Here is a 26420-nt window from a genome sequence, read left to right as displayed (position 1 = left end):
CCCACTCCGCGGCGGGGCCCATTTATCTCTTTTTATTGCAAGTAATCAGCGTCGTAGGCATAAATGCTAAATGCTCTGGTGTCCGGTTCGCCAAATAACCCGAGGGAAAGGTTCCTACGCCAGTACCCTCGGGGCCCCATAGAGAGGCGAACCCAATGAGAAACAACGCAACATATAACCCTAACGGGAACGAGGAAGGGCCGGACAGATCGTCCGATGAGACTTTTGTGAGCTATGGACTGATCTTGAGGATGCCGCTGGAACGCATCCCCGATCTGAAAGATGCCATCAAGAACATACCTGGCGCTGAACTGCTGTATCAGAAGCCGTCCATCAAGCGGCTGGACATCGTAGAGCGGTCCTGATCGGGGGGGAGGGGCATGGATACAGGCACAATCCCCCAGCGGACGCGCTGCGGCGCCTCCTGCCTGCACTTCAAGGGAGGGTAGGCATGGACGCGGACCCGACAGAGGGCGATCGCTCCTGGGACGGTTTCGTGGACCTCCTGCAGCAGCTAAGGGCCGAGCTCGAAGAGAACCGGCGGGAGCGGGAAGAACTCAGGGCGGTGATCGCAGGCTTGACGGCCCCTAAGAAGCGTAAGTCGGAAGCTCATTGGCGCCCGAAGATTCCCGAAATCATGGAGATCGTCCGGACGAAAGGGTTCGCGGTCTTCAGGGACGTGGCGGACATGGGCCTTTGCGGTGAAGATTGGCAGCGGAGCATTGGCGAAATCAAGAAACGAGAGCCGTCCTGGAAGGTCACGCCAATCAAACACGCGAACTACCTGCACCTTCCGGACTTCGATCTAAGCAGCGTGGTGGACTCCGGCAGCATCTACGATCGACCGGCCACCGACCCCGAGCTCCTGCAGCACCTGGTTGAGGAGGTCAAGAAGGCGGGCAGGCTGAGCATGGTGAACTACCTCCAGGCAGAGGTCCCGAAGATCAAGGACCTCTGGATGCGGGCCGTAATAAATGCCCTGGGTGACTTCGTAGAGAATAACCCGGATCATGGAGTCGAGCACGCGGCTCATATTTTCTGGACGGCGGGGCATTCCCAGGGAGAGAAACCCTGGGGTAAGAGTAAAAGAGCGTGATCAATGGCCGCCTCCCTCCTCTCGACAGGCCTTATTACATCGGAAGGTCATATCAAGGCCGAGGGCGCACCTCTTGGAGTTGAAGGCAAGCGAGGGCGTCCCAGCAAGGCAGAGCAGCGGGAACGCAGGGGGAAATCTATGGGCAGATACCCTCTGAAGGCCGCTGTCGAGAGATACATCGAGAGGAGGAGGCTGCAGGTGGGCAAGAGCACCCTGGACAATGACAGTCGGATACTTCGCCACATCGCCGACAACATGGAAGCGATGAGGGAGGAGGGCCAGTTGAAGACCACCGGACCGAGCTCGATGGGGCCGAAGGAGATACGCGCGTTCCTCGATTGGATGCGTGACCCCTCGGCCCACAAGGGCAAGGCGCTGGACCCCGACACGCAGGTCCGATACCTGGCGAAGCTGGAGGGCGTGCTCACCATGAACGGCAACAGAGTGATTGAGAAGATGAGGGAGGAGGGTTACCAATTCCCTCAGAAGGCCGGCAGGAAGCCCATAAGGGCGCTGCGGGCCGAGGACCTGGAGACCATCCAGGACGCGGCCCCCGAGCTCAGCAGCGCATCGGGAGAGCCGGAGGGATGGCGGAGGGCGAAGGCCCGCCTATTGACGATCGCCTATGTAGCTACGGGCTTAAGACCGTCAGAGCTCCGCCTAGCCCATATCGAGGACCTGGACACCCGACGGTGGCGGCTATACGTCCGCACGCCGAAGGGGGCGGGAGTGTGGGCGGAGAACCGCACCGTCACGATTACCCCGCCATACCGCGAGGGGTTCATAACGTTCTTGCAAGAGCGTGATGACCTGCTGCGGTACTATGGTCGAAAGAAGGCCACCTTCCTGATCCCGAACCTCCGGAGCGGGCAGGACGGCAGCTATAGCTCAAACCACTTCCGGGAGTTGAAGAAGGAGATCCAGGAAGCCTCGGGCATAGACTTCAGGCTCAAGGACTTCCGGCCCACCTTCGCCACGCTCACGGTAGAGAAGGACCCCAACCTCCTCCCCGATGTATCAACCCAGCTGGGGCACTCAAGCATACTAACGACTCAGCGCTACTATGCCCAAATTAGCGCCGAGAGCGCCGGTTCGCGTATCGAGAAGGCATGGAAGAATGAAACATCAGCATCACATAACAAAGCTGATGTTACGGGACCGATCGCCGAACTCCTTGAAGCCCTAGGAATGGGCAGCGTCGAGGAGCTAAAGGCCCGGTTAATATCGCAGGCATCGAATACTGAAAAACACGGAATTGATTCTAAAAACTGGCTTCCTGGCTATTTCTGAGGTGTTTCCCGACGGGAGCACTATCAACCATATCCAGGCAGATAGCCGCTACCCCTATCAAAGCCTTGAAAGAATTTTGCTTCTCCGCCACAGATTCACACCCTGTTTGAGGGGTGCATTCACGTTCTGCGACGTTTGTTGTGTGGTCTCGGACCACGCTCTCCGAAGCTTGCTTCCAGCGTCGATGAGATTCATATCTGCGTAGAATCTCTGTGTTTTTTGTAACTTTGGTAAAGGGCAATAAGCTATTGTCTGGGTAAGGACAGACATGCTTCCCGTCGGGAAAATCGAGCCTCCCGCATTGTCCGTTAGTTGTTGGCCTTAATAAAGAACCAGATCTACGTGAAGGAGGCGAATGATAGGCGGCTCATGGGATTTCTGTGCATTGCCGATACTCTTCACTAGATCCGAGTTCATGAACGCCTCAGCACTCTCATTGGAATCGAAAACATGGATGCCGCCAAAATGACTGGTCGCTTCGTCATGGATGTAGTACTTCTGCACCAGGCCAGGAACGGCACGGTACAGGTCAGCTCTTGCCTCGAAATTCTTTATGACCTTATCCTTGGGCAGGTCACTCTTGAATAAGATGAGAACCACTTCCATGAAATAACCTCCAATCTGGATGAGATTGAGAGATAAAAAGCATTTCAATATATGTCCTTTCATCCTCATCGGAATGAGTGCTTGATGTGATTAAGATTCTTTCGAGAGGATAGAAAAAGACTTTGAAGAGATTTCTGGAAGCCTTGTTCAACGGGCTTTCACAGCTTTGATAAGAGGAATAGGATATTGTCTGGATGGAAGACTGCTTTAGGGTCACATCCAATCTGGAGGACCGAACATCCCATGTCCGCAAGAGATCTTGAGATGTTAGAAACAGTTGTTGATTTACCAATCCCTCCCTTCCATAGAATGCAATTTTTTCATCGAATCAATTCTCAGCAACGGTTCATTTCAAAATATATTATTAAAGCATCTACTTTTCGCCCCTGTTGTGCAGTGTAGGTGTGTGGGGTTACGAGCGACAATTCTCGATCAACTGAGGTGAGCCTCATTTTACACTACACATCATGGCTATCTGCCCAGAGGCGGCCAGGACTATGATAGTTATGCCCAGGTGGGACAGCTGGCGGACATTTTGACGTAAATACGGGTCTCCAAAACAGTGCTTACACCACTGTCGTTGGGTCTAGCCGCATCGGCCTTGTGCAAAATTTCCGAGACCATTGGATATCGCTTGAGATGCCGTTCGAAAAAGGTCGAAAAAACGAGGTGCGGTGCAAGTTAGCGTTGTTCGACCTTCTTTAGCTGGCCATGCGCAAGGAGTTTTGGTCATGATGGCTTTACAACAGGGCCTTGCGATACTTCGACCGCCCCTCAATCCCCATGAAGCACCCCAGATGAAATAAACCCGCAAGACCATTCTCTGCCGCGGGAGAGCGGGCCCTCGGTGTCGAAGATCGCCGGGAACGCCCAGTAAGCATCACGCACGGTGGAGTGGAGGAGTTCATGAGTACGAACACCCAGGGAAGAGGTCAGGCGCAGATGTTGACCGGCATAATGCTCCTGGTCCTGGCGGCGGCAATAGTCATAATCGTCGTCGGCGATCTTTCGTTCTGGTTCTTCCCGGCGATACTGGTCCTGCTGGTGGGCATTACGTTCATCATCCTCAGCTTCGGTGAGGAGGGGGAACGGCATCCAGGATATGCCGCGGGGCCGTCTCAGAGCAGGTATCGATTCATATGGGGGACCCTGCTCGCGGTCCTGGGCATCCTCGGGATCCTCTTCCTGTTCGGGGTGGACCTGCTGATACTGGTCGCCCTGCTGATCATGAGCGTCGGGGTGCTGATATTGTACAACTGGTGGAAAGGCTAGATGCGAGAGGGCTAGGGGCCTTTCTCGATGCCTTCACTCGCGCACGGGTCCGGCCTGGGCGGGTTCGTTTCTCCCTGGGAACGGAGCGGCGCAGGCATCGCGCGGGACGGCCGGCGGCCCGCAGGGGCCATGGGGGGTCGCCAGGAGGCTTTGCTTCACGATGGCCCCTTTGTCCATGATGATCCCCCTGCTGCACGTAGCTTCCAGGAACTCCATGTCGTGGGTGACGACGAAGACGATGCGCCCTTCGCCGGCCAGCCTCTTGATGATGTCGCTCACCCTGAGCATGTTGAAATAATCGAGCCCGCTGGTCGGCTCGTCGAAAATGAGCACCTTCTTGTCGCTCAGGACGCCGGTGGCGATGGCCAGCCGCTGCTTCTGGCCCCCCGAGAGGGCCATGGGGTGGCTGTCCCGGAACTCCAGAAGGGACGCTTCCTTCAATACGTTCTCAACGGCCTCCTCCGGGGCCTCGTCATCGGAGAGCAGGCACTCGTCCCACACGCTCTCCGCGAAGAGCTGGTGCCCCACGTCCTGCATGATCATGTAGTGCTGTTCGGTCCTCTGCCGGGGTTTCATCCGTTCGCCGCCGATGCATATGCGGCCACCGCGCTCTTTCAGCAGCCCCGCGAGGCACCGCATGAGGGTGGTCTTTCCCGCCCCGTTCTCTCCCAATACCCCGATCACGTCTCCGCCCGACGCCGAGAGGCTCACATCGCCCAGTACCGTTCTTTTCTTGAACTTGCAGCAGAGCCCCTGGACCTCCAGGTCCGGGCGACAGGGCGTTCCGGGATCGTCCCCGACCACGTCCTCCCTCGTCCGGGGGCCGTCCGCGTCCTGAGCCCCATCTCCTTCCTCTCGCCCATCGGCAAGGCCAGGAGCTCATCGCGGCTGAACACCCGCCGCACCTCTCCACAATCCATGTACGCGGCCTTGTCGATGATGTCCATGAGATAGTACAGCCGATGCTCCGCGATGAGGACGGTCTTTCCCTGGCGTTTTATCGTCATCAGGCATTCCCGCAGCTGGTCGATAGCATCCCTATCCAGGTTGGCGGAAGGTTCGTCCAGCACGTACACGTCCGGATCGATGGCGTGCACTGAGGCGAAGGCCAGGAGCTGCCGCTCCCCTCCGGACATCTCGAACAGGTTCCTTCCCAGGATGCCCTCCACCCGCAGCTGCCTCACCGTCTCGTCGATCCTTTCCCTTATCCGGCCGGGCTCCATCCCCTGGTTCTCCAGGCCGAAGGCGATCTCGCTGTCGGAGTCGATGTTGAAGAACTGGGTCTTGGGGTTCTGGAACACCGAGCCGACCTTCTGGGAGAGCCGGTACATCTCCGTCCCGGCGACGTCCATCCCTGCCACGGTGACCTTCCCCCGGAGTTCGCCCTCATCGAAATGGGGTATCAGGCCGTTGACCAGCTTGGTCACGGTGGTCTTGCCGCAGCCGCTCCTGCCGCACAGCAGGACGCATTCGCCCTTCGAGATGTGCAGGTCGATGCTCTTCAGGCATTCGCGCTCCTCCGACCCGTATTTGAACGAAACGTCCTCTATGTCGATCATGCCATCAGTCCGTATCTCGCGGCGAGCACCGATGCCAGGAAGACGAAGGCCATGGCGGTGCATGCATAGTCCTGGGCGTGAAAGCGCACGTCCAGCACCGATGTCTTGGGGGCGGGGTTCTCGATCCCCCTGGTTATGGCCGCCGCGCTCAGCTCGTCGGCGGTCTGGGAAGCGGAGTTCAGGAGTGGGAGGTAGATGCACTTGATCTTTTTCAGAGGGCCTCTTATCCCGCGTAGCTTCATGGCGTCCCTGATGTGAGAGTACTCCTCCCTGAGCGCCGGGAAGTACCGGATGGTCACTGCCAGAGGTATCAGGAAGGTGCGGGGGACATGCCACTTGCTCAAAGCCACCATTATCGACCGGACCGAGGTCGTCTTCAGTATGAAGGTCCCCACCATCCCGCAGGGCAGGACCTTTCGCGCGAACACCGCCATGATGAAGAACGGGGAGACGAGAACGTCCGGCAGGTGGGGCAGTACAAGAAATTGGATGCCCACGAGCGTGCCGAAAACGGCCGCCCACAACGTGGCCAATTTAGGGCATCCGCACGCCGTGAGCAGTAGAGCCAGCAGGAGGACGGTCGCCGCCTCGAAATATATGGAGGTGGTCGTGAACGCACACACGTTCACGATTACCAGCAGGGCGAGCTTGGTCCTGGGGTCCAGCTCCAGCTTCTTCACTCTAACGCACCTCAGCAGACCTTTCCTTTCTTCATCTGCTTCTTGAGCACGTTCCTGGCGATCAGCCCGCCTATCAGCGCGGCGACGACGGTCGCGATGATCACCGCCGCGAGGGACCACTCCGAGATCAGGGCCTGCATCCCTTCCACATACCCGGGGTCCATGCCGGAATCGAGGATGCCGTTGGTGAAGCTCTCGCCCATCACCCACAGCGGCAGGGGGGAGCCGATGACCCCCAGGGCGAAAACGCAGTAGGCGGCAAGGTTGCCCTTGAAGCTCTGATATCCGAACGCATATCGTATGAGCTCGGCCACCAGGCCGCACACCGCGAAGGTGGCCAGTATCATCCAGGTGAACCCGCCCGTGGCGAAGTAGATGACCGCAACGATCATGCCCATGATGAGCACGGGGCCGAACTTCTGCACCTTGGTTATCAGCATCATGTAGATGACGCCGCACAGGAGCCCGAGGACCGGCGCCATCGCCAGCCACAGGATCGGAGCTATCCCCGTGAGCATCATCATAGCCATATTGATGATGAAGAATATTGCCGAGTAAATGCCCGTAGTTACCAAGTCCTTCGTTGTCAGTTTTTCCATGTTCTCAACTCTCCTTCGACAAAATGTGGCGCGAATGCCCTCGAAATAGCGTCCAGGGCCCGGGAGCGAGGGTCGCCTTGCGCAACCCCCTCCCGGACGAGATCAGGCCGGTCTCACCTTGAGCTTCCAGCCAATGGCCTCCCTGCGGATGTTGACGAAGTCCGCGTAGATCCCCTCCTGGCCCATGAGCTCGTCGTGGGTGCCCCTCTGAACGATCTCGCCGTTGTCCAGGACGATTATCTGGTCCGCGTTCCTCACCGTGTTCAGGCGGTGCGCGATCATGATGATGGTCTTGTCCCGCGTCAGCTCGGCGATGGCCTCCTGGAGCTTGCTCTCGTTCTCGGGGTCGACGTTCGCAGTGGCCTCGTCAAGTAAGATTATCGGCGCGTCCTTCAGGATCGCCCGGGCGATGGAGATGCGCTGCTTCTCCCCGCCGGAGATGGTGGCGCCTCCCTCCCCTATCACGGCGTCGTAGCCGTTATCCAGGCTCATGATGAAATCGTGGCAGCAGGCCTTCCTGGCCGCTTCGACGACCTCCTCCATGGTGGCGTGGGGCTTGCCGAACTTGATGTTGTTGGCGATGGTGTCGTTGAACAGGTACACGTTCTGGAATACCATGCTGATGTTGCTCAGCAGGCTGTCCAGGGTGTAGTCCTTCACGTTCCTGCCGCCGAGAGTAATGCTTCCCCCGCTGACATCCCAGAACCTCGCGATGAGCTTGCACAGCGTGGACTTCCCGCTGCCGGAGGGGCCCACGATGGCCGTGGTCGTTCCCTCGGGGATCCTGATGTTGATGTCATGCAGCACCCTCTTCTCCCCGTACGAGAAATCGACGTTCCTTATCACGATGTCATGATCCGTCGGAGTAATGGCCTCGCCGTCGACATCCATGACCGGGGTCTTGTCCAGCTCCCTGACCCGATCGATGGAGACGTCGATGGCCCTGAGCAGGGAGGCCTTGCTGCCGGACCGGTCCAGCTGCTCGAACAGTATGAACGACGAGATGACCATGATGACGCATATCGCCAGGCCCATGGTCCCGTCCAGGTAGAACAGGACCGAGGCCAGGATGATGGCCGCGCTGGTGACCCGCAGCACCGATTGCTGGAGCGCTACCAGCGGGATCATGGCCTTCTCCATGCGCAGGCTGCCGTTCATGCTGCCATCCGCGGCATTGCGGAACTTCTCGTTCCTGGAGCCCGCCAGGTTGAACGACCGGAGGACGCTGATCCCCTGGATGTACTCCAGGGTGGTCTCCACCAGATCGGCCTGCGCTGCCTGCCTCCGCGGCCCGTAGATATGGGACCTGCGCAGCATGAGCGAGTTGACGGCGGAGAACGCGGCGATCCCTGCTACCGCGATGAGCCCGATCCTCCAATCGAACACCAGGATGGCGGCGGTCAGGATCAGGGTGTGAATGATGCCGTGGATGACGGTCTCCATGAGCATGGGGGCGATGACCTCGATGTCGAACATCGTGGTGGTGACGGCGGAAGAGATCTTGCCCAGGTTGTTCTGGTTGAAGTACCCCATGGGCATGTACTTCATGCGGTCCCCGATCTCAATGCGCTTGTCGGCGCACATCTGCCAGCCGGACGCGTTCTTGTTGTAGTCCCCGAAATAGCCGAACGCGAACTTCCCGCATATGCTCACGATCATTACGGCCAGCGACAGCAGCGCCGTCCCCGTTCCGATGGAGCCGTCGATCAGCGCGCTGAGGACCACCGCGATGGCCAGGAGCATGAGCACATTGAAGAACGAGCTCAGTACGCCGAAGACGATGCTCCGGGTCAGCCTGTATCTGTTCTTTCCCGCGAAATCATATATCTTACGGAGCGAGCCGAGCATGTCTACGCCTCCCCCGGGTACGGGCGCCCCTTGGAAGCGTCCTTCGGACCCAGGCATCCCCCTTCCTTGCTCGCGCTCCTCCGGGGCGCGGCCACCGGCTCGGAGCTGTCCCTCGCGCCGATGTGCGACTTCCACATGCTCCGGTAAAGACCGCACTTCTCGAGCAGCTCGTCGTGAGTGCCCGTGGCCGCGATGCTCCCGTCGTTCACCACCACGATCTTGTCGGAGTCGACGATGGTGGAGAGCCGGTGGGCGATGACTATGAGCGTCCTTCCCTGCACGAGCTTGGCCACGGCGGACTGGACCAGCGCCTCGTTCTCCGGGTCGGTATAGGCGGTGGCCTCATCGAAGACGACTATCGGCGCGTTCTTGAGCATGGCCCGGGCGATGGCCACCCTCTGCCTCTCGCCCCCCGAAAGCTGTCCGCCGGAGCTGCCCACCCTGGTGTCGTAGCCTTTCTCCAGGTCCATGATGAAGTCGTGGCAGCCGCAGGCCTTGGCCGCTTTCTCCACCTCCTCGTCGGTGGCGGCGGTCCTGCCCATCCTGATGTTCTCCCGGACCGTGTCGTCGAAGAGATAGCTGTCCTGGGACACGTACGCGATATTGTTCATGAGCTGGTGCGAGGGGATGTCCTTGATGTTCACGCCGCCCAGGGTGACGCTGCCGCCCTGGACGTCCCAGAATCCGGCGATCAGCTTCGCGATGGTGGACTTCCCGCTGCCCGATGGGCCCACCAGCGCGGTGACCGTTCCGGGCTCGACAGCAAGGTCCACGCCCTTCAGCACCTGCTTGTCCTTGTACGCGAAGGTCACATCCTTGAGCACTATCTCGGTGCCCTTCAGTTCTTTCTCGTCCTGGGGCCGGGCCAGCTCCGGTTCGTCCAGGACCTCGAATATCTCCCCCAGGACCGTGCCCACCTGGGCAAGGGGGTCGGTGAACGACACCGCTGCGACCATCGGGCCGACTATGCCCAGGGACAGGATCATTATGGTTATGAAGGTCCAGGCCGGCAGCGCTCCGTTAATCATCAGCCAGCACCCTATCGGCAATACTGCCACCAGGACGGACGGCCAGATGGCCTGCCCCAGCGAGAAGTAGACCTGCATGTCCTTCATCCAGTCCAGGGCGGCGCGGGCGTTCCCCTTCACCGCGTCAGTGAACTTCTGGTACGAGTTGGCGGACTGGCTGAACGCCTTGATGACCTCGATGCCGTTCACGTACTCCACCACCGTCGACTCCATGTGGTTCCTCGCGGCGGTGTACTCGTTCCATCTCTTCGTGTACCCCCTCATCATGAGCATGAAACAGAGGAGCCCCAGGGGCAGGGTGGCCAGGGAGGCCAGGGCCATGCGCCAGTCCAGTGTGAACATGTACGCGATGATGAATATCGGGACCAGTATGTTGGAGGTCATCTCGGGAAGGATGTGGGCCAGGGTGATCTCCAGGCTTTCTACCTTGTCGACCGTGGTGTTCTTCAACTTTCCCGACGGGGTTTCCAAGAGGTACCCCATGGGGACCCTGGTCAGCTTGGAAGCTATGGCCAGTCGTATCTCTTTCAGCGTCTGGAACGCCGCGGCGTGAGAGAGCGCGGTGGACACGTTCATGAGGACCACCTTGGAGATGAGGCCTGCCAGCGCGACGCCGCACCACAGCACGTAGAACCCGGTGTCCCTTCCGCCTTCAAAGAGCGCGATCACGATCTCGGCGGCGGCAAAGTAGGGAACCATCCCCGCGGCGACGCCGATCACGGCCAGCAATACCGATGCATTGATCTTTCCCCGGCAGTTCGTAGTGAACTGCATCAATCGTCCCAGCGTGGACTTCTTCTCCATTATTTCCCCTTCGAAGATTTAGGATATCCTAAATTTCAATGGTGATGCATGTTTCCTCTATAAAAGGCTTGTTACTGGGCACCCGGTTGTATGCCATCCGCAGAGCTGGTCCTGGGGCTGGTGCCACCTATGGGCGGCAGCTTGCAGGCCGATGCCAGGGCGCGGGAGGGGCTTCCGAAATAACGACATTGACGGGGACAAAGCCGCCGACCGGGGAACGATCTACGTCCATGTCTTATTTTCATTGGGATGCTTGGATGGTCAGGCATCATCGGCCATCCCCGCTTCAGCGCTTGTTCGGACGGTCCTCGGCCTCCTCATCGGACCGGAACGCATTTCCCGTTCCGGTATGCCTTTGGTACAGTGTCCGGAGGCCGTGTACCGGGAGGGCGAGGAATCTCTTGGTCTGCCGGTGCGCCTGCCGGGCGACGCTCTCCCGGGACAGCAGCATCCGCTTCACCTCGGTGAGTTCCTTCCGCGGCGAGAAGAAGGCGTAGATCGGCACCCCGAGGCCCAGCAGGACCAGCGCTATCAGGATCTCCGTGGGCTCGACCATGACCATGAGGCCGACCGCCAATGCCGCGCCCAGGACGCAGATCCACGGGCGGACCCGGAGCCGCGCGGCCTCCTCCTTGTGCCGGCGGGCCAGCAGGATGGCCGAGATGCAGGTGGCCAGATAGACGAAGGTGAGCAGGAACACTGAGGTGTTGATGAGAGCGTTCAGCCCGCCGAGCAGCGATGCCACGAAGGCCGTGGCGCACAGCCCGGCGAGGGCCAGGTAAGGGGTGCCGTAGCGAGGATGCAGCCTGCTCAGGCGGTGGGGCAGCAGGCCGTCCGCGGACATGGCATAGGCCAGGCGAGAAGTTCCGATGGTGCCCGACTCGTCCGCCCCCAGGATGGACAGGAGGGCACCCACTCCCACTACCAGGACGACGGCGCCGGCCCCTGCCCCCAGCGGCGAGAACAGCGCCCTGGTCGAGTCGATGAGGGGGCTGGTCGACGCCACCAGGCTGGCCTCGCTCATCGCCCCGATGACCACCAGGTTGGTGAGGAGGTAGAACCCGATGACGATGAACAGGCCCAGCACGATGGCCCTGGGCACCGTTCTCTCGGGGGCCTCCACTTCATTGGCCGGTAGCGTGCTAAGTTCGAAGCCGGCAAAGGCCCAGAACACCAGCACCAGGGCGTGGCCGAAGTCCGCGGCATCCCCGGTGAAGAAGGGGGTGAGGTTGGACGCCACCGTGGCTGGCTGGGTGAACATGAAGGCCAAGCCTCCCAATACGATCAGGACGAGGGGAGTGAGCTTAGCGATGGTCAGCCCGTCGTTCAATCGGCCGGCGGTCATGGTGCCCACCACGTTGGTGGAGAAGATGATGGCGATGAACGCCGCCTTCAGCAGCACCTGCCCCATGCCGTCCACGCCGGGGACCAGCGCGGTGAAGTACTGGGCAAATGCCACTGGGAATACCGACAGGGAGAACCACTCGGCCAGGAGGAGGGCCCACCCGACCTCGAAGCCGACGAACTGGCTGGATACCTCGGTGACGTATGCATAGGGACCTCCCACCCGCGGGCGGATCATCACGCAGTATGCGAAGGACATGGCTATGACCATGGCGATGATGCCGCCGGCCACCCACGCCAGGAGGGACGAGGGGCCCACCAGCTTGGCGCTTATGGCCGTGACCACATAGATGTCCGCGCCTATGATCGACCCCACTACCAGATTGGTCACGTCGAACGTGTTGAGCTTCCTTCGAATGGTGACCTTTTCCAACCCGACACCTCGATGTCCATCCATTGCCGGTCATGTCCGCGATGCGTTGCCACCGGCCCTCTGCCTCCTCATATCGTCCCTTCCCCGAGATCGGGCGACGCGCCCGGTGCTTCCCGTCTCGCCGCCTCTCCCCCGGCATACCGATGAGCGCGGAGCCCGGCCCGTTCTCCGAGCCTGCCGCTATGGGGTAGAACTTGGATTAAGTGAAATATAATGAGAATGGAGAATGCGAGGCACGAGATCCCGCTCGCTCACCAATGCTTCAGAACAAGGCTCCCCGTCTTATGCCGGCATGGCCGCCGTTATCGCCCTCGTGCATAGCAGCAGGCCATCAGCAAAGCATGCCTCGCTGGGGCCGGCGGCGCAAGCTCCCTTCCGCAACAACCTCCGGGACCGCTTCGAGATCGCGGACGCATCTCCCTCGTCCCTCAGTGCCTGAGGGCTCCCCCGTGGCGAGGGGCAGGCAGCGCCCGGGCACGGCCTTTAACGCATGGTCGGGGTGATGAGGTCCCTCGGACCGAACATCGCCCGTATCAGAAAGACGCCCACATCGCTCCCGTCACATCCCGGAGTCCCGCACCATCGAGAACGAGAAGGTAGCGCCTTCCCCTCTCTCCGATTCCACCCAGATGTTCCCGCCGTGGCGCTCCACGATCTTCTTGCATATGGCCAGTCCGATGCCCGTCCCCGGGTACTCCTCTCGAGTGTGCAGGCGCTGGAACATCTGGAACAGGCGGTCCTGCTGGTCCTTGGGGATGCCTATCCCGTTATCCTGCACCGAGAACACCCACTCCGTCCCCCTGACCTCGGCGGAAACGCGCACCCTCGGCGGCGCGAGCCCGCGGAACTTGATGGCGTTGCCGACGAGGTTTAAGAACAGCTGCACCATCTGGGTCCGGTCGGCCATGATCGTCGGCAGCTCATCATGAGCGATATCCGCCCCGTTCTCGTCGATCACGCTCTTGAGGTCCCCTAGCACGATGTCCACGATCTCGTTCATGTCGGTCGGGGCCATCTTCATCGTGTTCGTCCCCACCCGCGAGTACGCCAGCAGATCGTCGATGAGATCGTTCATCCGCTTGGCGCCGTCCACGGCGAAGCGGAGGTACCCCCTCGACCTCTCGTCCAGGTTGTCCCGGTCCTTCTTCTCCAGCAGCTGCAGGTAGCTCGTGACCATCCTCAGCGGCTCCTTGAGGTCGTGGCTGGCCACGTAGGCGAACTGTTGCAGCTCCGCGTTGGAGCGCCTCAGCTCCTCGGCCCGGTCCCTCAGCGCCTTATCGGAGGTGACCTTGTCGGTGATGTCCTGGATCACGCCGATGGCGCCCTCGATGCGCCCGGCCCCGTCCCTGGTCGGGGTGGCGGAGTGAAGGATGGTCCCCAGGGTCCCGTCGAAGCGCTGTATGCGGATTACCTCTCCCAGGGAGGTCTCGCCGTTCTTGAGGGCCCGGTACACTCCCCAGTCCTCCGGCGCGAGCTCCTTCCCGGTATCGGCCCACCATGCCTTGTAGGCCCCGTACTCCTCGAAGCCCTTCGGCCGGGGCGCCTTTCCTCGCCAGATGACATCGATGTTATCGTTGAGCATGATGACCTTCCCAGTAGCGTCGCTGATGCCGATCCCCACGGGCAGCGCCTCCAGAATGGTCTCCAGCTGGGCCTTTTGCCGGTCCGTCTCTTCGATCAGCTTCCTGGCCCTCTCCTGCGCCTTCACCTGCTCGGTGACGTCCCGGCATATGGTGCCCACCTGCCCCTTGGCGGAGCGGAATATCAGCGTGTCATAGTATCGGTCCCTTGCCTTGTCGTACGACCGCCCCCTCTTGGGGGTGCCGCTCTCTTCGATCTCCCCGAATAGCGCCATCCAGGCTGGGTCCTGGTCCGGGATGACAGTCCTGATGCTCTTCCCGACAAGCTCCCCGGCCTTCTTCCCCACGAACCGCTCGTACGCCGGGTTCACGTTCAGGATCACCATGTCCCGCACCTCGCCGTCCTCGTCCCGCAGCACCTTGAGGAGCTGGAAGCGGTCATCGATGTTCTCGAAGAGGGAGCGGAACCTGGCCTCGTTCTCCTTGAGGGCCTCCTCCGCCCTTCTCCTGTGCACGGCGTTCTGTACTTCTCGGCTCAGAAGGGCATAGGTAGACTCTGGCTCGAAGCCCTTGTGCAGATAGAAGTCGGCGCCGTTGTTGAGGGCTTCCACCGCCACCTCCTCGCGCCCCCTTCCCGTGAACAGGACGAACGGCGTGGCAATGTCCTCGGCCCTTATGGCCTTCAGCAGCTCCACGCCGTTCATTTCCGGCATGATGTAGTCGCTTACGATGGCATCGAAGGGCCGGGAGCGGGCCAGCTCCCGCCCGGCAGCGGCGGAGGGGGCCCCGGTCACGGCGAAGCCGCTTCGCTCCAGATACTCCTTTGTCAAGCTGAGCGATGCAGGCTCGTCATCGACGACGAGGACGGAAATGCCTTTCGCGGTGGTCATGCCAACCTTCGTCGTAGCGGAGAATTGTTAGCGCGACCGCTCTCCTTTGCATTTATATGTTCTCCACATTTGCAGGGGCCGCAAGGAGGCCTGGGGCTAAGCACATGCGCGCGCTCAGACCTTGTCGGGGCGTTCCTCGACGGTCTGCTCCGACTCGTTCTTCGACACCAGGGCATAGAACTTGTCGTAGCCGCGCCTGATGGTGTCCCACGCCAGGTAGACGATGATGACGGCGGTGACCCCGATAATCACCAGTCCCGGAAGGCTGATCATGCCCCGGTCCGGTATGAACAGCATGATCAGGAACAGGAACGCGATGAACATGGTGGCGTTCCCGAGGTTGGAATAGATGGTGTAGATGTGCTTCTCGCTCCCCTTGCTGTACCTCCGCGACCCCATGGTCAGGGAGGTGAGGGCCTTGGCAATGGTCTTGATGTGATAGTGCACATTGTGAAGGGCCGGGCTGACCACCACTATGGCTAGGAGCAGCAGGATCTCCTGCGGCAGGACGTTGAGGTTCGGATCGGCGGCGGAGCTGGGCGGGCTGCCGAGGGTGCTGAATATCAGCATCACCACCACGATGACCATGAAATCGACGAAGATCAGGGAGAGGCCCCGCTTGATGCTGCTCTTGGCCGGCGAGGGGAGGAGCAAGCGGTTGGCCGCCACCAGCTTGATGCCGTCGATCCGGGCCATGGCATCGCGCACCCTCTGGGGGGTGCGCTTGGAAAGCTCGCGGAACACCTGGGGCTGCACCTTGGCCAGCAGCGGCATGAATACCATGGTGATGAGCGCGGCGCCTATGACCGCGGAGTAGAAGTCCTGGGTGACGATCCCGGCGTCCAGGGCGAGCTTGGCGATGATGAAGGCGAACTCTCCCATGGCCACCAGGCTGGTGGCCACTACAAAGCTCTTCTGGGCGGTCATGTTTACGAGGTAGCAGCCCAGCCACACGCTGCCGATCTTGCTGACGATGAACACGATGGCGATGGCGGCGGCGAGGCCGATGTTCTGGACGATCAGCGCGGGGCTTATCTGCAGCCCGATGGAGATGAAGAACACCGCCATGAACAGCTCTTTGACCGGCTCGACCTTGAAGGCGATCTGCCCGCTGTACTTGGACAGCGAGATCATCATGCCCATGATGAACGCGCCGATGGCGATGGACATTCCCATGGTGGCGGAGATGGTGGCCATGGCGAAGCACAGCCCCACCGCCACGATGAGCAGTATCTCCGCCGAGTACTTCCTGCCTACGTAGTCGAGGGCGCGCGGCACCAGGGTCATGCCGAAGACTATGGCCAGGCCGAGGAACAGGATCAGGCCCATTATCATGTTGACCGTCGAGCCGAGAGCGGGGGCGTCGCCGGCCAGAAGAGGCGCGGCCATGGTCAGGATGAGCACCTGCCCCACGTCCTCGAAGATGGTGATGGTGATGATGGTCTTGGCCGTATCGTGATCGATGTGCTTGGTCTCCTTCAGAACGCCGACCACCACTGCGGTGGATGTGCCCGAGATGATGGCGCCCAGGAATATGGACTGGACGGAATCGAACCCCATCATGATGCCGGAAAGGTAGCCTATCGCTACCACTATGGGCATCTGGAAACAGACCACGAACACCAGTTTCATGCTGGTCTTCCTCAGTTTGGTCATGTCGGTTTCCAGCCCGATGTAGAACATCAGGAGCACGATGCCGATGCCGGAGAGCAAGGAGACCGTGCTAGTCTCTACCCACAGGTCGGGGAACATGGTCGGGCCGAGGATGATGCCCGCGGCCAAGTAGCCCAGGATGGGGGGCATCTTTATTTTGGCGAAAACAATGGAGCAAACGCCGGAGGCCAGAAGCAACAGCGTCATGTCTGTGACTATCCGGATCTCCTCGCTCATTTCACCACGTGACCCCCGATTTCTAGCGGCAGGTTAGAAGTGAATGCATTTTGCATTGATATATGTAGAGCTGCGAATATCAAAATCCATAATTTCTATTTCTCGACAAATAAAATTCATAAGAATATACAAAAAAAGATTTTTTTATGGGCCCGGGAAGGGCCGCCGGTCCCGGGAGCGTCACAGTTCGACCTGCTTCTCGCCCGGCTCGAACAGCGTCCGGCCCTGCATGAACAGCTCCAGGCTCACCAGCTCACCGATGAGTTTTCCTTCCTCGTCCACCACCGGCAGGTCGTTGAGGTGATCGGTCACCATGATCTCCGTCGCCCTGACCAGCGGCGTGTCCCTTGATATGGTCCGCCCCTTGACCATTATGCTGCCCACGTCCTCCTTGAACGCGTCGCGCAGGAAGCGTATGAACGACCATCCCCCGGAGTCCCTGACCCCCACGCGGTACCCTATGAGGCGGAGAATGGTCTCCGAGTTGACGGTGCCGAGGTACTTGCCGTCGTCGTCCACGACATAGACCTTTCTGGAGAGGGTGTTCTGGATCATCAGTTCGATGGCGTCGCGGATGGAAGCGTCCTTCTTTATGCGGGAAGGCGTCTTCACCATGGTCTCATAAACATCGGCGACCAGAAGGTCGGAGAACCTCTTATCGTCGGCCATGCCTGTTAGAACCGGGGGCGAGTACTTGATAGTTGCTATGGTCCGGCCCGTTCCATCCCCGGGCATGGATAATAATGCCCCGCCGCCTAGGACCACGAGAAATAGTGTCCGTCCAGGCTCGCGAGCCTCACCGGGACCTCGAACAGCTCGGAGAGGTTCGCCTCGTTCAGGACGTCCATCCCGCCGTCCCTGAAGATCCGCCCGTTCTTCAGCATGACCACCCGCTCCATCTCGGGGACGATGTCCGAGGGATCGTGGGTCACCATGACCACGGTCCTGTCGCTGCGGGCCAGCGAGCTCATGGCCTGCCGTACGAGGTGCTTCCCGGTAAGGTCAAGCGAGTTCATCGGCTCGTCCAGGATCAGCGCCTCGGGATCACTGACCAGCGCCCTGGCCATCAGCACCCTGCGGCCCTCTCCCATAGATAGGGTGTTCACCTTCCGTCGGGCCAGGTGCTCCGAGCCGACCAGCGCCAGTGCGTCCAGGGCCTTCCGCTCCATCTCCCCGCTCATCTTCTGCGACCTATTGGTCCCGATGGAGCCGAAGAAGCCGGAGAGGACCGCTTCCGCCGCCTCCATGTCCCTTCTGAGGTCGACCTGCAGCTCGCCGGACACTATGCCGAAGGCCCTGCGGACCTCGAACAGGTCCCACAGCTCCTCGCCCCTGATCCTGACGTACGAGCCGGGGACGGAGGTGTCGTGCCTGAGGTCGCCGGTCATGGTCTTGATGAGGGTCGATTTCCCGGACCCGTTGGGACCCAGGATGACGACCCTCTCGCCCTGCCCTATCCGAAGGTCCACATTCCTCAGGAGCGCGGTGCGGCCCACGGTGACGGTGACATCATGCATTTCCACGATCGCTTCGCCGGGCATCGGTCCCCCATCGGACCACGGTTATTTCATTGCTTCTCGCGGCCCCTTCCCAGCGGCCGCTCCGTCAGCGGGAGGCCGCCTCGGTCCACGCTGGTGGCGGCGTCCCCGCCGCTATCCTGCCCGGTCCGACCGGCCCTGCCCCCGCCGGGCCAGGCTCCCGCATCTTTCGCCAGCGCAAAGAGGCAGGAACCCCGCCAGATGCGCCCGTTCCGGGGCGGCCGACATTGCCCACGGGCGCGCCGCGGCGGCATTCGGCGCGGTTTTCCGCTCATTTTGCAATTCTATGCTGGGTGTGGCAATATCATATGAGGTAACACTAAAGACCCCATGATTCCGTAATAAAGCCAAGGATCGCGGGACGGTGACGGGTTAATGATGGGTGGGACCCGGAGATTGCGAACGACCACGGAGCCCTGGGAACAGCCGGGCCCCCGCTCCGCGAGAACGGAACGGACCATCGCCGCAGGCCGGACGGACCGCGCTTCGGCGGAAGGCCCAAGCGATGCTGAGGTGGCATGATGATGAACGAAGAGAGGAGAAACATCGAAAGGAAGCGGGATGACGAGGAGAGGCTCCGCAGGCTCGAGGAGGCCGGATACGAGAGCGAGCCGAGGGTCCCCTGGGAAGCGGAAGGCAAGATGTGGGGGAGGCGAGATCTGACCGAAGATGAGATGCGGAGGACTGGATCTGACCGCACTGATTACCCCGCGGGGACTGGCAGCTACTACTCGGAGACCTTCGTCAAGCCCGTCGGGAGGGCCAGCCCCGAGAGCGAGTTCAACGAGCCCTTCCGCAACCGGGAGCCTCCTGCCCATACGAGGGAGCTCACCGAGGAGGAGATGAGGAGGAGCGGCTCGGACCGCACCGACTACCCCGCCGGGACGGGGAGCTATTATTCCGAGACGTTCGTAAAGCCGTATGGCCGGGCCAGTCCGGAAAGCTATTGGAACGAGCCGATACGGAACAGGGAGCCCCCGGCGAGGCGGGTGAAGGCGGCCCCGGAGACGCACCGCAAGCGCACCGAGCGCCACCATCCAGTGAAGAAGTCCAAGACGGTCCGCCATGTTGAGGAGGCCAGGCCCGTTCCGGCGCGCAAGGCTGCGGTGCACCGCGAGCTGGTGCACGACCGGCCTCGGGCGAGAGCATACGCGCCGGAGGAGCGTCCCGTGCCCAAGACCTCGCCGTTCGACGTGCGCCGGGAGCCTCTGTACGAAACGGTGACCTACAAGGAAACGGTGCCGGAGAGGTACGTGGAGAGATGGGAGATCAAGCCGGGACAGCCTGACAAGTTCCTCGGCGAGAGGTACATCGGCCCCGGAGAGAGCGTGCCGGAGAGGCGGGTCGTGGAGAGCACTCCCGGGAGGCGCGTTGAGGAGAGGGGCGTCTTCGAGGACGAGAGGGAATGGGTGGACCCCCGGACCGCGGGCCATTTCAGAGGCAAGGCCCACGCCGCCTGGGGCCGCGGGTCCGAGAGCGCCCAGCGCTACGGCACCGAAGCGGTCAGCCGGAGCAGGGACTGGGGCCACCGGATCGGTGAGTGGGGCCGGGAGACCAGCCACCGGGCCGGTGAATGGGGCAGAGAGGCCGAGGAACGGGCCAGGGAGTCCGCCTCCGGCCGCGATGCCGAGGACACCGCCTACAGCGCCGGGGCGACCATTGGGGGGGCCCTCCGCAGGATGGCATCGGTGAGCAGGGAGCTCAGCTCGGGCTTCCGCGAGGGGATGGGCGACGAGTATCCCGAACGCCAATGGGAAGAGTCCCGGGAGAGATGGGACGAAGGCCGGGACCGGGCCCGCGAGAGATATCGGGAGGAAGAGGCCCGGCACCGCGAGGCCGCCCGGGTGCGCCCCCGCCAGTCCTACGGCGAGGTCAGGGAGATCGAGTACGGCGAGGTCGAGGAGCGCCCACCCTCCAAGAGGGCGCCGTCAGCTAAGAAGGCCAGCTCCAGCACCTCCGCCAAGGCCAAGCGCACCGGTTCGACCGCCAAAAGGAAGATAGAGAAAGTGGAAGAGGATTGGTAAAGGGGCGTAAAAAGGCGGCCCCCCGCCTCCTTTCTTATTTTTTCACCAGATCGCCGAAGGTCTTTTGGAACAGGTCCATGCCGTTCAGGACGCATTGCAGTCCCGACTCCCTGCCCTCCCATCCCATGACCTCGGTGTTCTTCCCCTCCTCCAGGTGCTTGTAGGTCCGGAAGAACTCCGCGATCTCCTCCAGGTAGTGGGTCGGCAGGTCCGAGAGGTCGTGATACTCGCGGTTCCGGGGGTCCTTCACCGCGGCGCACAGGACCTTGTCGTCAGCGCCCTTCTCGTCCCTCATCCTCAGCAGGCCGATGGGACGGGCCTCCACCACGCACCCGGTAAAGGTCGGCTCGGACATGACCACCATGGCATCGAGGGCGTCGCCGTCCTCATAGTAAGTACGGGGGATCATGCCGTATTCCAGAGGGAACACCACGCTGGAGTGGAGCACGCGGTCCAGGAGGATGGCGTCATAGTCCTTGGAGACCTCGTACTTGTTCTTGCTCCCCTTGGGCGTCTCAATGATAACATTCACCACGTTCGGCGGGTCCCTGCCGGCGGGGAGGTTCGTCCACATAGTCATCTTTTTCACCCGGCGGTTCAGAGCACGCCCTCATTTATCTGTTTTTCCTCAGAAAAGTCCGGAGGCGAGGATGACGAAAACAGCCTAATCCCCTTAACGCCTCCGGGAGTCCATGATATGTCGCGAGAAGGGCTCGGCTCGGAGCCGCGTTTCCGAGGGCATCACAAGGCGGGAAGCGGCGTGCGGGAAGGGCTGCCAGATCATCGAGTTCATCCTGGAGAAGGGATCCGTGATACCGGACCATTCCCACCCCAATGAGCAGGTGGGGACGGTGGTAAGGGGAAGTATAGTCCTGAAGATGAACGGTAAAAACATCGCCATCGGGGCGGGCGACGGCTACAGCATCGCCCCTGGCGAGGTACACGGGGTGGATGTCCTGGAAGATTCGCTGGTGATCGATGTGTTCGCCCCGCCGCGCGAGGACTATCGGGATACCGGCCTCAAACCGGCCATATGATCTTCAGAAGAGTTACCACGACCACGGTGGCGATGATGGCCCCGACTATGTACGTGGGCTTCAGCACCAGGCCCTTGTCGACCTCGCTGTCGAAGTAACGGATGAGACCGGCTGCGGACTGGAATCCCTGGCCTTTCTTTTTCTGCGGGGGCATCTTGATCGGGCCTTGATTCTCCCTCTGACTTATTTACTTTTTGTCGATACTTCGCCGTCCCCGACGTTCCGCGTCAGGTCCTTGCCGGGGTTATGGCGTTGTTCTCGTACCCGAGGATGGCGAACCGGGATGTGTCTTTCACCCTTTTCATCCGGACGATCTCGCCGCTCACGTCTCCCTGGGGGACGATGATCCTCAGCATGAAGCCTTTGCCTAGAACGTCATAGTACTCGTTCATCCTCCTGCTCTGGTGGCAGGAGCTGGTCGATTCCACAAAATCGCACTCCACCGTGCGGTTCTCTTTCGTGATGGAGAGCACCACCCGGTCCTCCATCCATTCCTCCAATATCTCCGCCCCGGGCATCTCCTCTTTGATGTCCCTGATCCGCTGATGGGCGATGCTCCTCACTTCGGTCGACAAGGTCATGCTCATACTATATGTGCAGGACCGATAAGTCACTTGACCCGAGAACCACGTAGTTGCCGTGGACCGGGCCCGACCGGCGACCAGAATTATCTGGCCGCCCCGCTAGGTTTATATCGAGGGGAGCCTGTTCGCAGGCCGCTGATAGCATGCACTGGGCAGACGTAGAGGCCAATACCCTTCTCGAGAAAGGCAGCGTTCACCTGATATCCACCGGCATCACCCCGTCCGGCACTCTTCATGTCGGCACGCTGAGGGAGGCGATCACCGCGGAGGCGGTCCGCAAGTCCCTGGAGAAGCAGGGCGCCAGCGTGCGCATGATCTACCTGGTGGACTCCTGGGACCCCCTCAGGAAGAAGTATCCCTTCCTCCCCGAGAGCTTCGAGGCCGAGGTCGGCAAGCCCTTGGCGTACATCCCCTGCCCCTGCGGCCAGCACGTCAACTATGCCCAGCATTATATCCAGCCGTTCCTTGATTCCATACAGGAGCTGGGCATACACTGCCAGGTTCTGTGGACCCACGAGCAGTACGAGCAGGGCAAGTTCGCCGAGGTCATTGACACCGCCATCAGGGAGAAGGACAAGGTCGCTGCGATCCTGAAGGATGTCAGCGGCCGCGAGATCGCCAAGGACTTCTTCCCCTACTCCCCCCGCTGCGAGAGCTGCGGGCGCCTCACTCACGCCAAGGTCACCGGGTACGAGAAACCTTACGTCAACTATCGCTGCGCCTGCGGCCACGAGGGCAAGGCCGACATACGCAAAGCGGACGGCAAGATGCCTTGGAGGGTGGAATGGGCGGCCAAGTGGGCGGTGTTCGGGGTCACCTGCGAACCGTTCGGCAAGGACCACGCCGCCGCCGGCGGGTCCTACGACACCGGCGTCCGCCTGGCGCAAGAGGTCTTCCACGTCGATCCCCCTCACCCCATACCCTATGAGTTCGTGCAGCTGAAGGGCAAGGGCCAGATGCACAAGTCCACCGGCTCTTCCGTAACCGGCGTGGACGCGCTGAAGATCACCCCCGCCTCGGTCATGAACTATATCATATTGCGTGTGAACCCCAACCGGCACATCGACTACGATTCCGGCCTGGGCATCCTGGACATGGTCGACGAGTACGACCGCGTGGAGAACATGTACTATTGCGGCGGGGTCGAGGAGAGGGACAAGGACCTCCTGCGCGCCTACGAGCTGTCGCAGCCCGAGGGAGCGCGCCCCAGCCTGCCGCTGCAGATACCTTACCGCCATCTTGTGTCGATGGTGCAGATCACCGATGGCTTCGAGGGCGTGCTCAGCACCCTGGAGCGCATGGGCATGTACGATGACTCCGCCACCCCCGAGGACCTCGCCCTCCTGAAACAGAGGGTCGACTGCGTGAAGTATTGGCTCAACGGCTTCGCTCCCGACGAGGTCAAGTTCGCGGTGTGCGAGACCATGCCCGAGTGCGAACTCTCCGACGGGGAGAAGGCCTTCCTGCGCGAGCTCCTGGTGGCCATGGGCGGGGTGGAGTGGCAGGGGGAGAGGATCCACGATGCCATGTATGCCTGCGCCAAGGGCAGTGCGATAGGCGCCAAGGGCGGCTTCCAGGCCTTGTATAAGATATTCTGCGACCAGACCAAGGGGCCCCGCCTGGGCTTCTTCCTGTCCACCTTGGACAAGGACTTCGTGCTCGGCCGCATCAAGGAAGCCGGGGAATAAGCCCCGCCGGGCCGCGGAGCGGTCCGCTCTCACGTTTTTCATCTAATATATTTCTCTATAGGCGGCACTCTTCGTGAAAAACTCTTTAGGAAGGCCTAAATTTATATACCTCATCGGGTTTTAGGGTATCCGAAGAAAAAGCTTAGGCAGTCCGAAAAATGGTGAGAAAATGAGCAACACGACCCTTGACAAGTTAGCGCCCGGCAATTCTGCGGTCATCGTCAGCGTTGAGGCTAAAGGCCCGGTGCGGCGCAGGATCGCCGAAATGGGGCTCTGTCCAGGGGCTCAGATCACCATGGTCCGGAAGGCCCCTCTCAACGATCCCCTGGAGTTCCTGGTAAGAGGCTACAATATCTCTCTCCGGAACGCCGATGCCGCCACGATAGTGGTCAATGTCAAGGAGGCCAAGGCATGAACACCTCGATGCCCCTTGCCATGGCCGCCGAAGGCGCTGAGTGCATGGTACAGGAGGTCCGCGGGAGCAACCCCATCTCCACTAGGCTCCGGGAGATGGGGTTCGTCAACGACGCTCGCGTGACGGTCCTCAAGGCAGACGGAAAGGGCCTTATCGTGGGCGTCAACGGTTCTCGCCTCGCCCTCAGCAGGGGCGTGGCCAGCCAGATCATGGTTTGTTGATCGGGTGGGTTTATGGAGAAAGAGATTCGAATTGCATTGATAGGGAACCCTAACGTCGGAAAGACCAGTCTTTTCAATGTGCTGACGGGTTCCCGCCAGCACGTCGGCAATTGGCCCGGCGTCACCATAGAAAAGAAGACTGGGTCGCGGCCCCACAAGGGCTACGTCCTTCAGATCACGGACCTGCCGGGCACTTACAGCCTGGCCACGCGGTCCCCCGACGAAGCTGTGGCGAACGACTTCATCACGAAAGAGCACCCCGACCTTGTGGTGCAGGTGGTCGACTCGACCAACCTGGAGAGGAACCTGTACCTCACCACCCAGCTTATGGACATGGGCCTCGACGTGGTGCTCGCGCTCAACATGTCGGACATGGCGGAAAGCCGCGGGGACATACTGGACGTAAAGAAGTTCTCGCAGGCGTGGGGCATTCCCGCTGTACCGATCTCCGCGACGCAGAGGACGGGCATCAACGATCTGCTCGACACCATCATCAAGACGTTCAAGGACGAGACCGTCCCGCGACCGATCACCGATTTCGGCGCGGCCGCCGAGAAGAAGGTCGCTGAACTGGAAGGCATCATGCACGCGAACCAGTTCGACACCCCCACCCTCCGGTGGATCGCCCTCCGCCTCATGGAAGGCATGGAGGAGCCCTCCAAGCTTACCCAGAACGCCGCGGCGGCCCAGCAGCTCGACGCGGCCCTGGTCGGCGTCGACAAGGAAGGGATGGAGATGGACTTCGTGGACAAGAGGTACGAGGCCATCACCTCCACCCTCGGGAAGGTCTATCGCAGGGGGGTCGAGAAGCGATCTATCTCGGACAGCCTGGACCGCGTGGTCACGAACAAGTGGCTGGGCATTCCGATATTCCTTGTTCTCATGTGGGGCATATTCGAGCTCACCTTCACGGTAGCGGCCCCCTTTGCCTCGCTCATTGATATGGGGTTCGCCTGGCTTGCCGAGTGGATCGGCGCCAATGTGCAGCCTGACTGGCTCGCTTCCCTGTTAGGCGACGGCATCATCGGCGGCGTCGGCTTCGTGCTGGTGTTCGTCCCCAACATCCTGGTGATGTTCCTCATGCTGTCCATACTGGAGGACTCCGGCTATCTCGCCAGGGCCGCCTTCATCATGGACCGCGCGATGTCCAAGCTCGGCCTGCACGGCAAATCGTTCATACCCATGCTTCTTGGCTTCGGCTGCAACGTCCCCGCTCTAATGGCCTCAAGGACCATCGAGGACAAGAACAGCCGCCTAATCACGATACTTACGACCCCGTACATGTCCTGCTCTGCCAGGCTCCCCGTGTACATCCTGTTCGCAGGGATATTCTTCCCCGCCGTGGCAGGGACCGTGGTGTTCGGCATGTACATCCTCGGCATAGCGGTCGCCATCGGCTCCGCGCTGCTGTTCCGGCACACCATACTCAAGGGCGAGAGCTCGCCCTTTATCATGGAGCTGCCCCCCTATCGCATGCCCATTTTCAAGGGCACCCTGATCCACATGTGGGAGAGGGGTTCCCAGTACATCAAGAAGGCCGGTACCTTCATCCTGCTGGGCGCGCTGATAGTGTGGCTCCTGGCCAGCTTCCCGTGGGGCGTCGAGTACGGCAGCGAGGCGAGCTACGCCGGCGCGCTGGGCCACCTGCTGGTGCCTATCCTGGCCCCCCTAGGCTTTGACTGGAGGATCGCCGTCGCTCTGGTGTTCGGCTTCCTGGCCAAGGAGATCGTGGTCGGCGCCCTGGGCGTACTGTATGGGGCCGAAGAAGGCGCCGGGCTGGAAGAGGTCCTGGAGACCAGCATGACCGCCCCGGTGGCGCTGGGCCTGATGTCCTTCGTGCTCATCTATACCCCGTGCGTCGCCGCGCTAGGCGTGCTATGGAGGGAAACGCGCTCCTGGAAGTGGACACTGTTCCATGTGTTCTACAGCCTGGCCGTGGCCTATTTAGTGGCCTTCGTGGTATTCAATCTGGGCAACGCCCTGATGTGAGGTGA

26 protein-coding genes and 1 pseudogene are annotated in these 26420 nt (G+C 61.0%); 11 read left to right on the top strand and 16 right to left on the bottom strand.

The window, feature by feature from the left end:
* The first annotated feature begins 155 nt into the window (after positions 1–155).
* The 3 genes from WYS_RS16015 to WYS_RS07830 all read left to right on the top strand — a co-directional run bounded on the left by WYS_RS16015 (position 156) and on the right by WYS_RS07830 (position 2386).
* On the top strand, positions 156–365 hold the full coding sequence (locus tag WYS_RS16015; RefSeq protein ID WP_147654358.1) for a hypothetical protein: 210 nt from the start codon (positions 156–158) through the stop codon (positions 363–365).
* Positions 366–451: 86 nt separating this feature from the next.
* On the top strand, positions 452–1096 hold the full coding sequence (locus WYS_RS07835) for a hypothetical protein (RefSeq protein WP_019177616.1): 645 nt from the start codon (positions 452–454) through the stop codon (positions 1094–1096).
* Positions 1097–1234: 138 nt separating this feature from the next.
* Positions 1235–2386, top strand: a complete 1152-nt coding sequence (locus WYS_RS07830; protein ID WP_162137720.1) for a tyrosine-type recombinase/integrase — start codon at positions 1235–1237, stop codon at positions 2384–2386.
* Between the two features lie 321 nt (positions 2387–2707).
* Here WYS_RS07830 and WYS_RS14745 read toward each other — a convergent pair whose 3' ends face one another.
* Both WYS_RS14745 and WYS_RS15645 read right to left on the bottom strand, forming a co-directional pair.
* Positions 2708–2992, bottom strand: coding sequence for a YdhR family protein (locus tag WYS_RS14745; protein ID WP_162137719.1), 285 nt, complete (start codon positions 2990–2992; stop codon positions 2708–2710).
* A gap of 203 nt (positions 2993–3195) precedes the next feature.
* Positions 3196–3303, bottom strand: a pseudogene (locus WYS_RS15645) (AAA family ATPase); the annotation flags it as partial.
* 595 nt (positions 3304–3898) lie between these two features.
* On the opposite strand from WYS_RS15645, the gene WYS_RS07820 reads away from it, so the two are divergent.
* Complete coding sequence (locus WYS_RS07820) at positions 3899–4264, top strand: hypothetical protein (RefSeq protein WP_147654357.1); 366 nt, start codon at positions 3899–3901, stop codon at positions 4262–4264.
* Between the two features lie 33 nt (positions 4265–4297).
* Here WYS_RS07820 and WYS_RS16370 read toward each other — a convergent pair whose 3' ends face one another.
* From WYS_RS16370 to WYS_RS14740, 7 genes are all read right to left on the bottom strand, one after another.
* Positions 4298–5068, bottom strand: a complete 771-nt coding sequence (locus WYS_RS16370; protein ID WP_201798834.1) for an ATP-binding cassette domain-containing protein — start codon at positions 5066–5068, stop codon at positions 4298–4300.
* Positions 4972–5823: an ABC transporter ATP-binding protein gene (locus WYS_RS16365; RefSeq protein WP_201798833.1), complete on the bottom strand. Its 852-nt coding sequence runs from the start codon at positions 5821–5823 to the stop codon at positions 4972–4974. The genes WYS_RS16370 and WYS_RS16365 overlap by 97 nt, the downstream gene beginning before the upstream one ends.
* Positions 5820–6503 carry an energy-coupling factor transporter transmembrane component T gene (locus WYS_RS07810; protein WP_019177612.1) on the bottom strand — a complete coding sequence of 228 codons (684 nt, stop codon included), beginning with the start codon at positions 6501–6503 and terminating at the stop codon, positions 5820–5822. The genes WYS_RS16365 and WYS_RS07810 overlap by 4 nt, the downstream gene beginning before the upstream one ends.
* An 11-nt stretch (positions 6504–6514) precedes the next feature.
* Positions 6515–7102 (bottom strand): MptD family putative ECF transporter S component, encoded by a 588-nt coding sequence (locus WYS_RS07805; RefSeq protein WP_026068937.1) that lies wholly within the window; start codon positions 7100–7102, stop codon positions 6515–6517.
* A 102-nt stretch (positions 7103–7204) separates the two neighbouring features.
* Positions 7205–8950: an ABC transporter ATP-binding protein gene (locus tag WYS_RS07800; protein WP_019177610.1), complete on the bottom strand. Its 1746-nt coding sequence runs from the start codon at positions 8948–8950 to the stop codon at positions 7205–7207.
* Positions 8951–8952: 2 nt separating this feature from the next.
* Positions 8953–10782, bottom strand: coding sequence for an ABC transporter ATP-binding protein (locus tag WYS_RS07795; RefSeq protein WP_019177609.1), 1830 nt, complete (start codon positions 10780–10782; stop codon positions 8953–8955).
* 286 nt (positions 10783–11068) lie between these two features.
* Positions 11069–12559: an APC family permease gene (locus WYS_RS14740; RefSeq protein WP_019177608.1), complete on the bottom strand. Its 1491-nt coding sequence runs from the start codon at positions 12557–12559 to the stop codon at positions 11069–11071.
* Between the two features lie 292 nt (positions 12560–12851).
* Between WYS_RS14740 and WYS_RS16010 the strand changes: the two genes are divergently transcribed.
* Positions 12852–12998, top strand: coding sequence for a hypothetical protein (locus WYS_RS16010; RefSeq protein WP_162137718.1), 147 nt, complete (start codon positions 12852–12854; stop codon positions 12996–12998).
* Positions 12999–13118: 120 nt separating this feature from the next.
* Here the strand turns inward: WYS_RS16010 and WYS_RS14735 are convergent, their stop codons facing one another.
* The 4 genes from WYS_RS14735 to WYS_RS07770 all read right to left on the bottom strand — a co-directional run bounded on the left by WYS_RS14735 (position 13119) and on the right by WYS_RS07770 (position 18460).
* Positions 13119–15029 carry an ATP-binding protein gene (locus tag WYS_RS14735; protein WP_019177607.1) on the bottom strand — a complete coding sequence of 637 codons (1911 nt, stop codon included), beginning with the start codon at positions 15027–15029 and terminating at the stop codon, positions 13119–13121.
* 114 nt (positions 15030–15143) lie between these two features.
* Positions 15144–16919 (bottom strand): cation:proton antiporter, encoded by a 1776-nt coding sequence (locus tag WYS_RS14730; protein WP_019177606.1) that lies wholly within the window; start codon positions 16917–16919, stop codon positions 15144–15146.
* Between the two features lie 180 nt (positions 16920–17099).
* The gene (locus WYS_RS07775) at positions 17100–17588 is read right to left on the bottom strand and encodes a CBS domain-containing protein (protein WP_019177605.1); all 489 of its coding nucleotides are present in this window, start codon (positions 17586–17588) and stop codon (positions 17100–17102) included.
* A gap of 86 nt (positions 17589–17674) precedes the next feature.
* A complete protein-coding gene (locus WYS_RS07770; RefSeq protein WP_019177604.1) occupies positions 17675–18460 on the bottom strand; it encodes an ABC transporter ATP-binding protein in 786 nt (261 codons plus the stop codon).
* A gap of 518 nt (positions 18461–18978) precedes the next feature.
* Between WYS_RS07770 and WYS_RS07765 the strand changes: the two genes are divergently transcribed.
* Complete coding sequence (locus tag WYS_RS07765) at positions 18979–20481, top strand: hypothetical protein (protein ID WP_147654355.1); 1503 nt, start codon at positions 18979–18981, stop codon at positions 20479–20481.
* A gap of 34 nt (positions 20482–20515) precedes the next feature.
* Here WYS_RS07765 and WYS_RS07760 read toward each other — a convergent pair whose 3' ends face one another.
* Entirely contained in the window at positions 20516–21061 is a 546-nt protein-coding gene (locus tag WYS_RS07760) for an inorganic diphosphatase (RefSeq protein WP_026068935.1), read from the bottom strand.
* A 112-nt stretch (positions 21062–21173) separates the two neighbouring features.
* Here WYS_RS07760 and WYS_RS07755 point away from each other — a divergent pair, with 112 nt between their 5' ends.
* Complete coding sequence (locus WYS_RS07755) at positions 21174–21518, top strand: cupin domain-containing protein (protein WP_019177601.1); 345 nt, start codon at positions 21174–21176, stop codon at positions 21516–21518.
* On the opposite strand, the gene WYS_RS07750 is transcribed toward WYS_RS07755, so the two are convergent.
* The gene (locus WYS_RS07750) at positions 21502–21672 is read right to left on the bottom strand and encodes a preprotein translocase subunit Sec61beta (RefSeq protein ID WP_019177600.1); all 171 of its coding nucleotides are present in this window, start codon (positions 21670–21672) and stop codon (positions 21502–21504) included. The two genes, WYS_RS07755 and WYS_RS07750, sit on opposite strands and share 17 nt — an antisense overlap.
* 73 nt (positions 21673–21745) lie before the next feature.
* Positions 21746–22099: a hypothetical protein gene (locus tag WYS_RS07745; RefSeq protein WP_147654354.1), complete on the bottom strand. Its 354-nt coding sequence runs from the start codon at positions 22097–22099 to the stop codon at positions 21746–21748.
* 146 nt (positions 22100–22245) lie between these two features.
* Between WYS_RS07745 and lysS the strand changes: the two genes are divergently transcribed.
* The 4 genes from lysS (at position 22246) to feoB (ending at position 26415) form a co-directional block, all read left to right on the top strand.
* On the top strand, positions 22246–23790 hold the full coding sequence (gene lysS / locus WYS_RS07740; RefSeq protein ID WP_019177598.1) for a lysine--tRNA ligase: 1545 nt from the start codon (positions 22246–22248) through the stop codon (positions 23788–23790).
* A 169-nt stretch (positions 23791–23959) separates the two neighbouring features.
* Positions 23960–24205, top strand: coding sequence for a FeoA family protein (locus WYS_RS07735; protein WP_019177597.1), 246 nt, complete (start codon positions 23960–23962; stop codon positions 24203–24205).
* Positions 24202–24426 (top strand): FeoA family protein, encoded by a 225-nt coding sequence (locus WYS_RS07730; protein WP_019177596.1) that lies wholly within the window; start codon positions 24202–24204, stop codon positions 24424–24426. The genes WYS_RS07735 and WYS_RS07730 overlap by 4 nt, the downstream gene beginning before the upstream one ends.
* 12 nt (positions 24427–24438) lie before the next feature.
* Entirely contained in the window at positions 24439–26415 is a 1977-nt protein-coding gene (gene feoB / locus WYS_RS07725) for a ferrous iron transport protein B (protein ID WP_026068934.1), read from the top strand.
* The last annotated feature ends 5 nt before the right edge of the window (positions 26416–26420 follow it).

The sequence above is a fragment of the Methanomassiliicoccus luminyensis B10 genome, assembly GCF_000308215.1.
Taxonomy (GTDB): Archaea; Thermoplasmatota; Thermoplasmata; order Methanomassiliicoccales; family Methanomassiliicoccaceae; genus Methanomassiliicoccus; species Methanomassiliicoccus luminyensis.
Note: the sequence above shows the minus strand (reverse complement) of the source record. Positions and strands in the feature narration are given on the sequence as shown.

What these genes read in the sequence shown, in the direction of transcription:
- WYS_RS16015 (WP_147654358.1), top strand. Translation starts at nt 156, where the DNA reads ATGAGAAACAACGCAACATATAACCCTAACGGGAACGAGGAAGGGCCG.
- WYS_RS07835 (WP_019177616.1), top strand. Translation starts at nt 452, where the DNA reads ATGGACGCGGACCCGACAGAGGGCGATCGCTCCTGGGACGGTTTCGTG.
- WYS_RS07830 (WP_162137720.1), top strand. Translation starts at nt 1,235, where the DNA reads ATGGGCAGATACCCTCTGAAGGCCGCTGTCGAGAGATACATCGAGAGG.
- WYS_RS14745 (WP_162137719.1), bottom strand. Translation starts at nt 2,992, where the DNA reads ATGGAAGTGGTTCTCATCTTATTCAAGAGTGACCTGCCCAAGGATAAG.
- WYS_RS07820 (WP_147654357.1), top strand. Translation starts at nt 3,899, where the DNA reads ATGAGTACGAACACCCAGGGAAGAGGTCAGGCGCAGATGTTGACCGGC.
- WYS_RS16365 (WP_201798833.1), bottom strand. Translation starts at nt 5,823, where the DNA reads ATGATCGACATAGAGGACGTTTCGTTCAAATACGGGTCGGAGGAGCGC.
- WYS_RS07805 (WP_026068937.1), bottom strand. Translation starts at nt 7,102, where the DNA reads ATGGAAAAACTGACAACGAAGGACTTGGTAACTACGGGCATTTACTCG.
- WYS_RS07800 (WP_019177610.1), bottom strand. Translation starts at nt 8,950, where the DNA reads ATGCTCGGCTCGCTCCGTAAGATATATGATTTCGCGGGAAAGAACAGA.
- WYS_RS07795 (WP_019177609.1), bottom strand. Translation starts at nt 10,782, where the DNA reads ATGGAGAAGAAGTCCACGCTGGGACGATTGATGCAGTTCACTACGAAC.
- WYS_RS16010 (WP_162137718.1), top strand. Translation starts at nt 12,852, where the DNA reads ATGGCCGCCGTTATCGCCCTCGTGCATAGCAGCAGGCCATCAGCAAAG.
- WYS_RS14735 (WP_019177607.1), bottom strand. Translation starts at nt 15,029, where the DNA reads ATGACCACCGCGAAAGGCATTTCCGTCCTCGTCGTCGATGACGAGCCT.
- WYS_RS14730 (WP_019177606.1), bottom strand. Translation starts at nt 16,919, where the DNA reads ATGAGCGAGGAGATCCGGATAGTCACAGACATGACGCTGTTGCTTCTG.
- WYS_RS07775 (WP_019177605.1), bottom strand. Translation starts at nt 17,588, where the DNA reads ATGGCCGACGATAAGAGGTTCTCCGACCTTCTGGTCGCCGATGTTTAT.
- WYS_RS07770 (WP_019177604.1), bottom strand. Translation starts at nt 18,460, where the DNA reads ATGCCCGGCGAAGCGATCGTGGAAATGCATGATGTCACCGTCACCGTG.
- WYS_RS07765 (WP_147654355.1), top strand. Translation starts at nt 18,979, where the DNA reads ATGATGAACGAAGAGAGGAGAAACATCGAAAGGAAGCGGGATGACGAG.
- WYS_RS07760 (WP_026068935.1), bottom strand. Translation starts at nt 21,061, where the DNA reads ATGACTATGTGGACGAACCTCCCCGCCGGCAGGGACCCGCCGAACGTG.
- WYS_RS07755 (WP_019177601.1), top strand. Translation starts at nt 21,174, where the DNA reads ATGATATGTCGCGAGAAGGGCTCGGCTCGGAGCCGCGTTTCCGAGGGC.
- WYS_RS07750 (WP_019177600.1), bottom strand. Translation starts at nt 21,672, where the DNA reads ATGCCCCCGCAGAAAAAGAAAGGCCAGGGATTCCAGTCCGCAGCCGGT.
- WYS_RS07745 (WP_147654354.1), bottom strand. Translation starts at nt 22,099, where the DNA reads ATGACCTTGTCGACCGAAGTGAGGAGCATCGCCCATCAGCGGATCAGG.
- lysS (WP_019177598.1), top strand. Translation starts at nt 22,246, where the DNA reads ATGCACTGGGCAGACGTAGAGGCCAATACCCTTCTCGAGAAAGGCAGC.
- WYS_RS07735 (WP_019177597.1), top strand. Translation starts at nt 23,960, where the DNA reads ATGAGCAACACGACCCTTGACAAGTTAGCGCCCGGCAATTCTGCGGTC.
- WYS_RS07730 (WP_019177596.1), top strand. Translation starts at nt 24,202, where the DNA reads ATGAACACCTCGATGCCCCTTGCCATGGCCGCCGAAGGCGCTGAGTGC.
- feoB (WP_026068934.1), top strand. Translation starts at nt 24,439, where the DNA reads ATGGAGAAAGAGATTCGAATTGCATTGATAGGGAACCCTAACGTCGGA.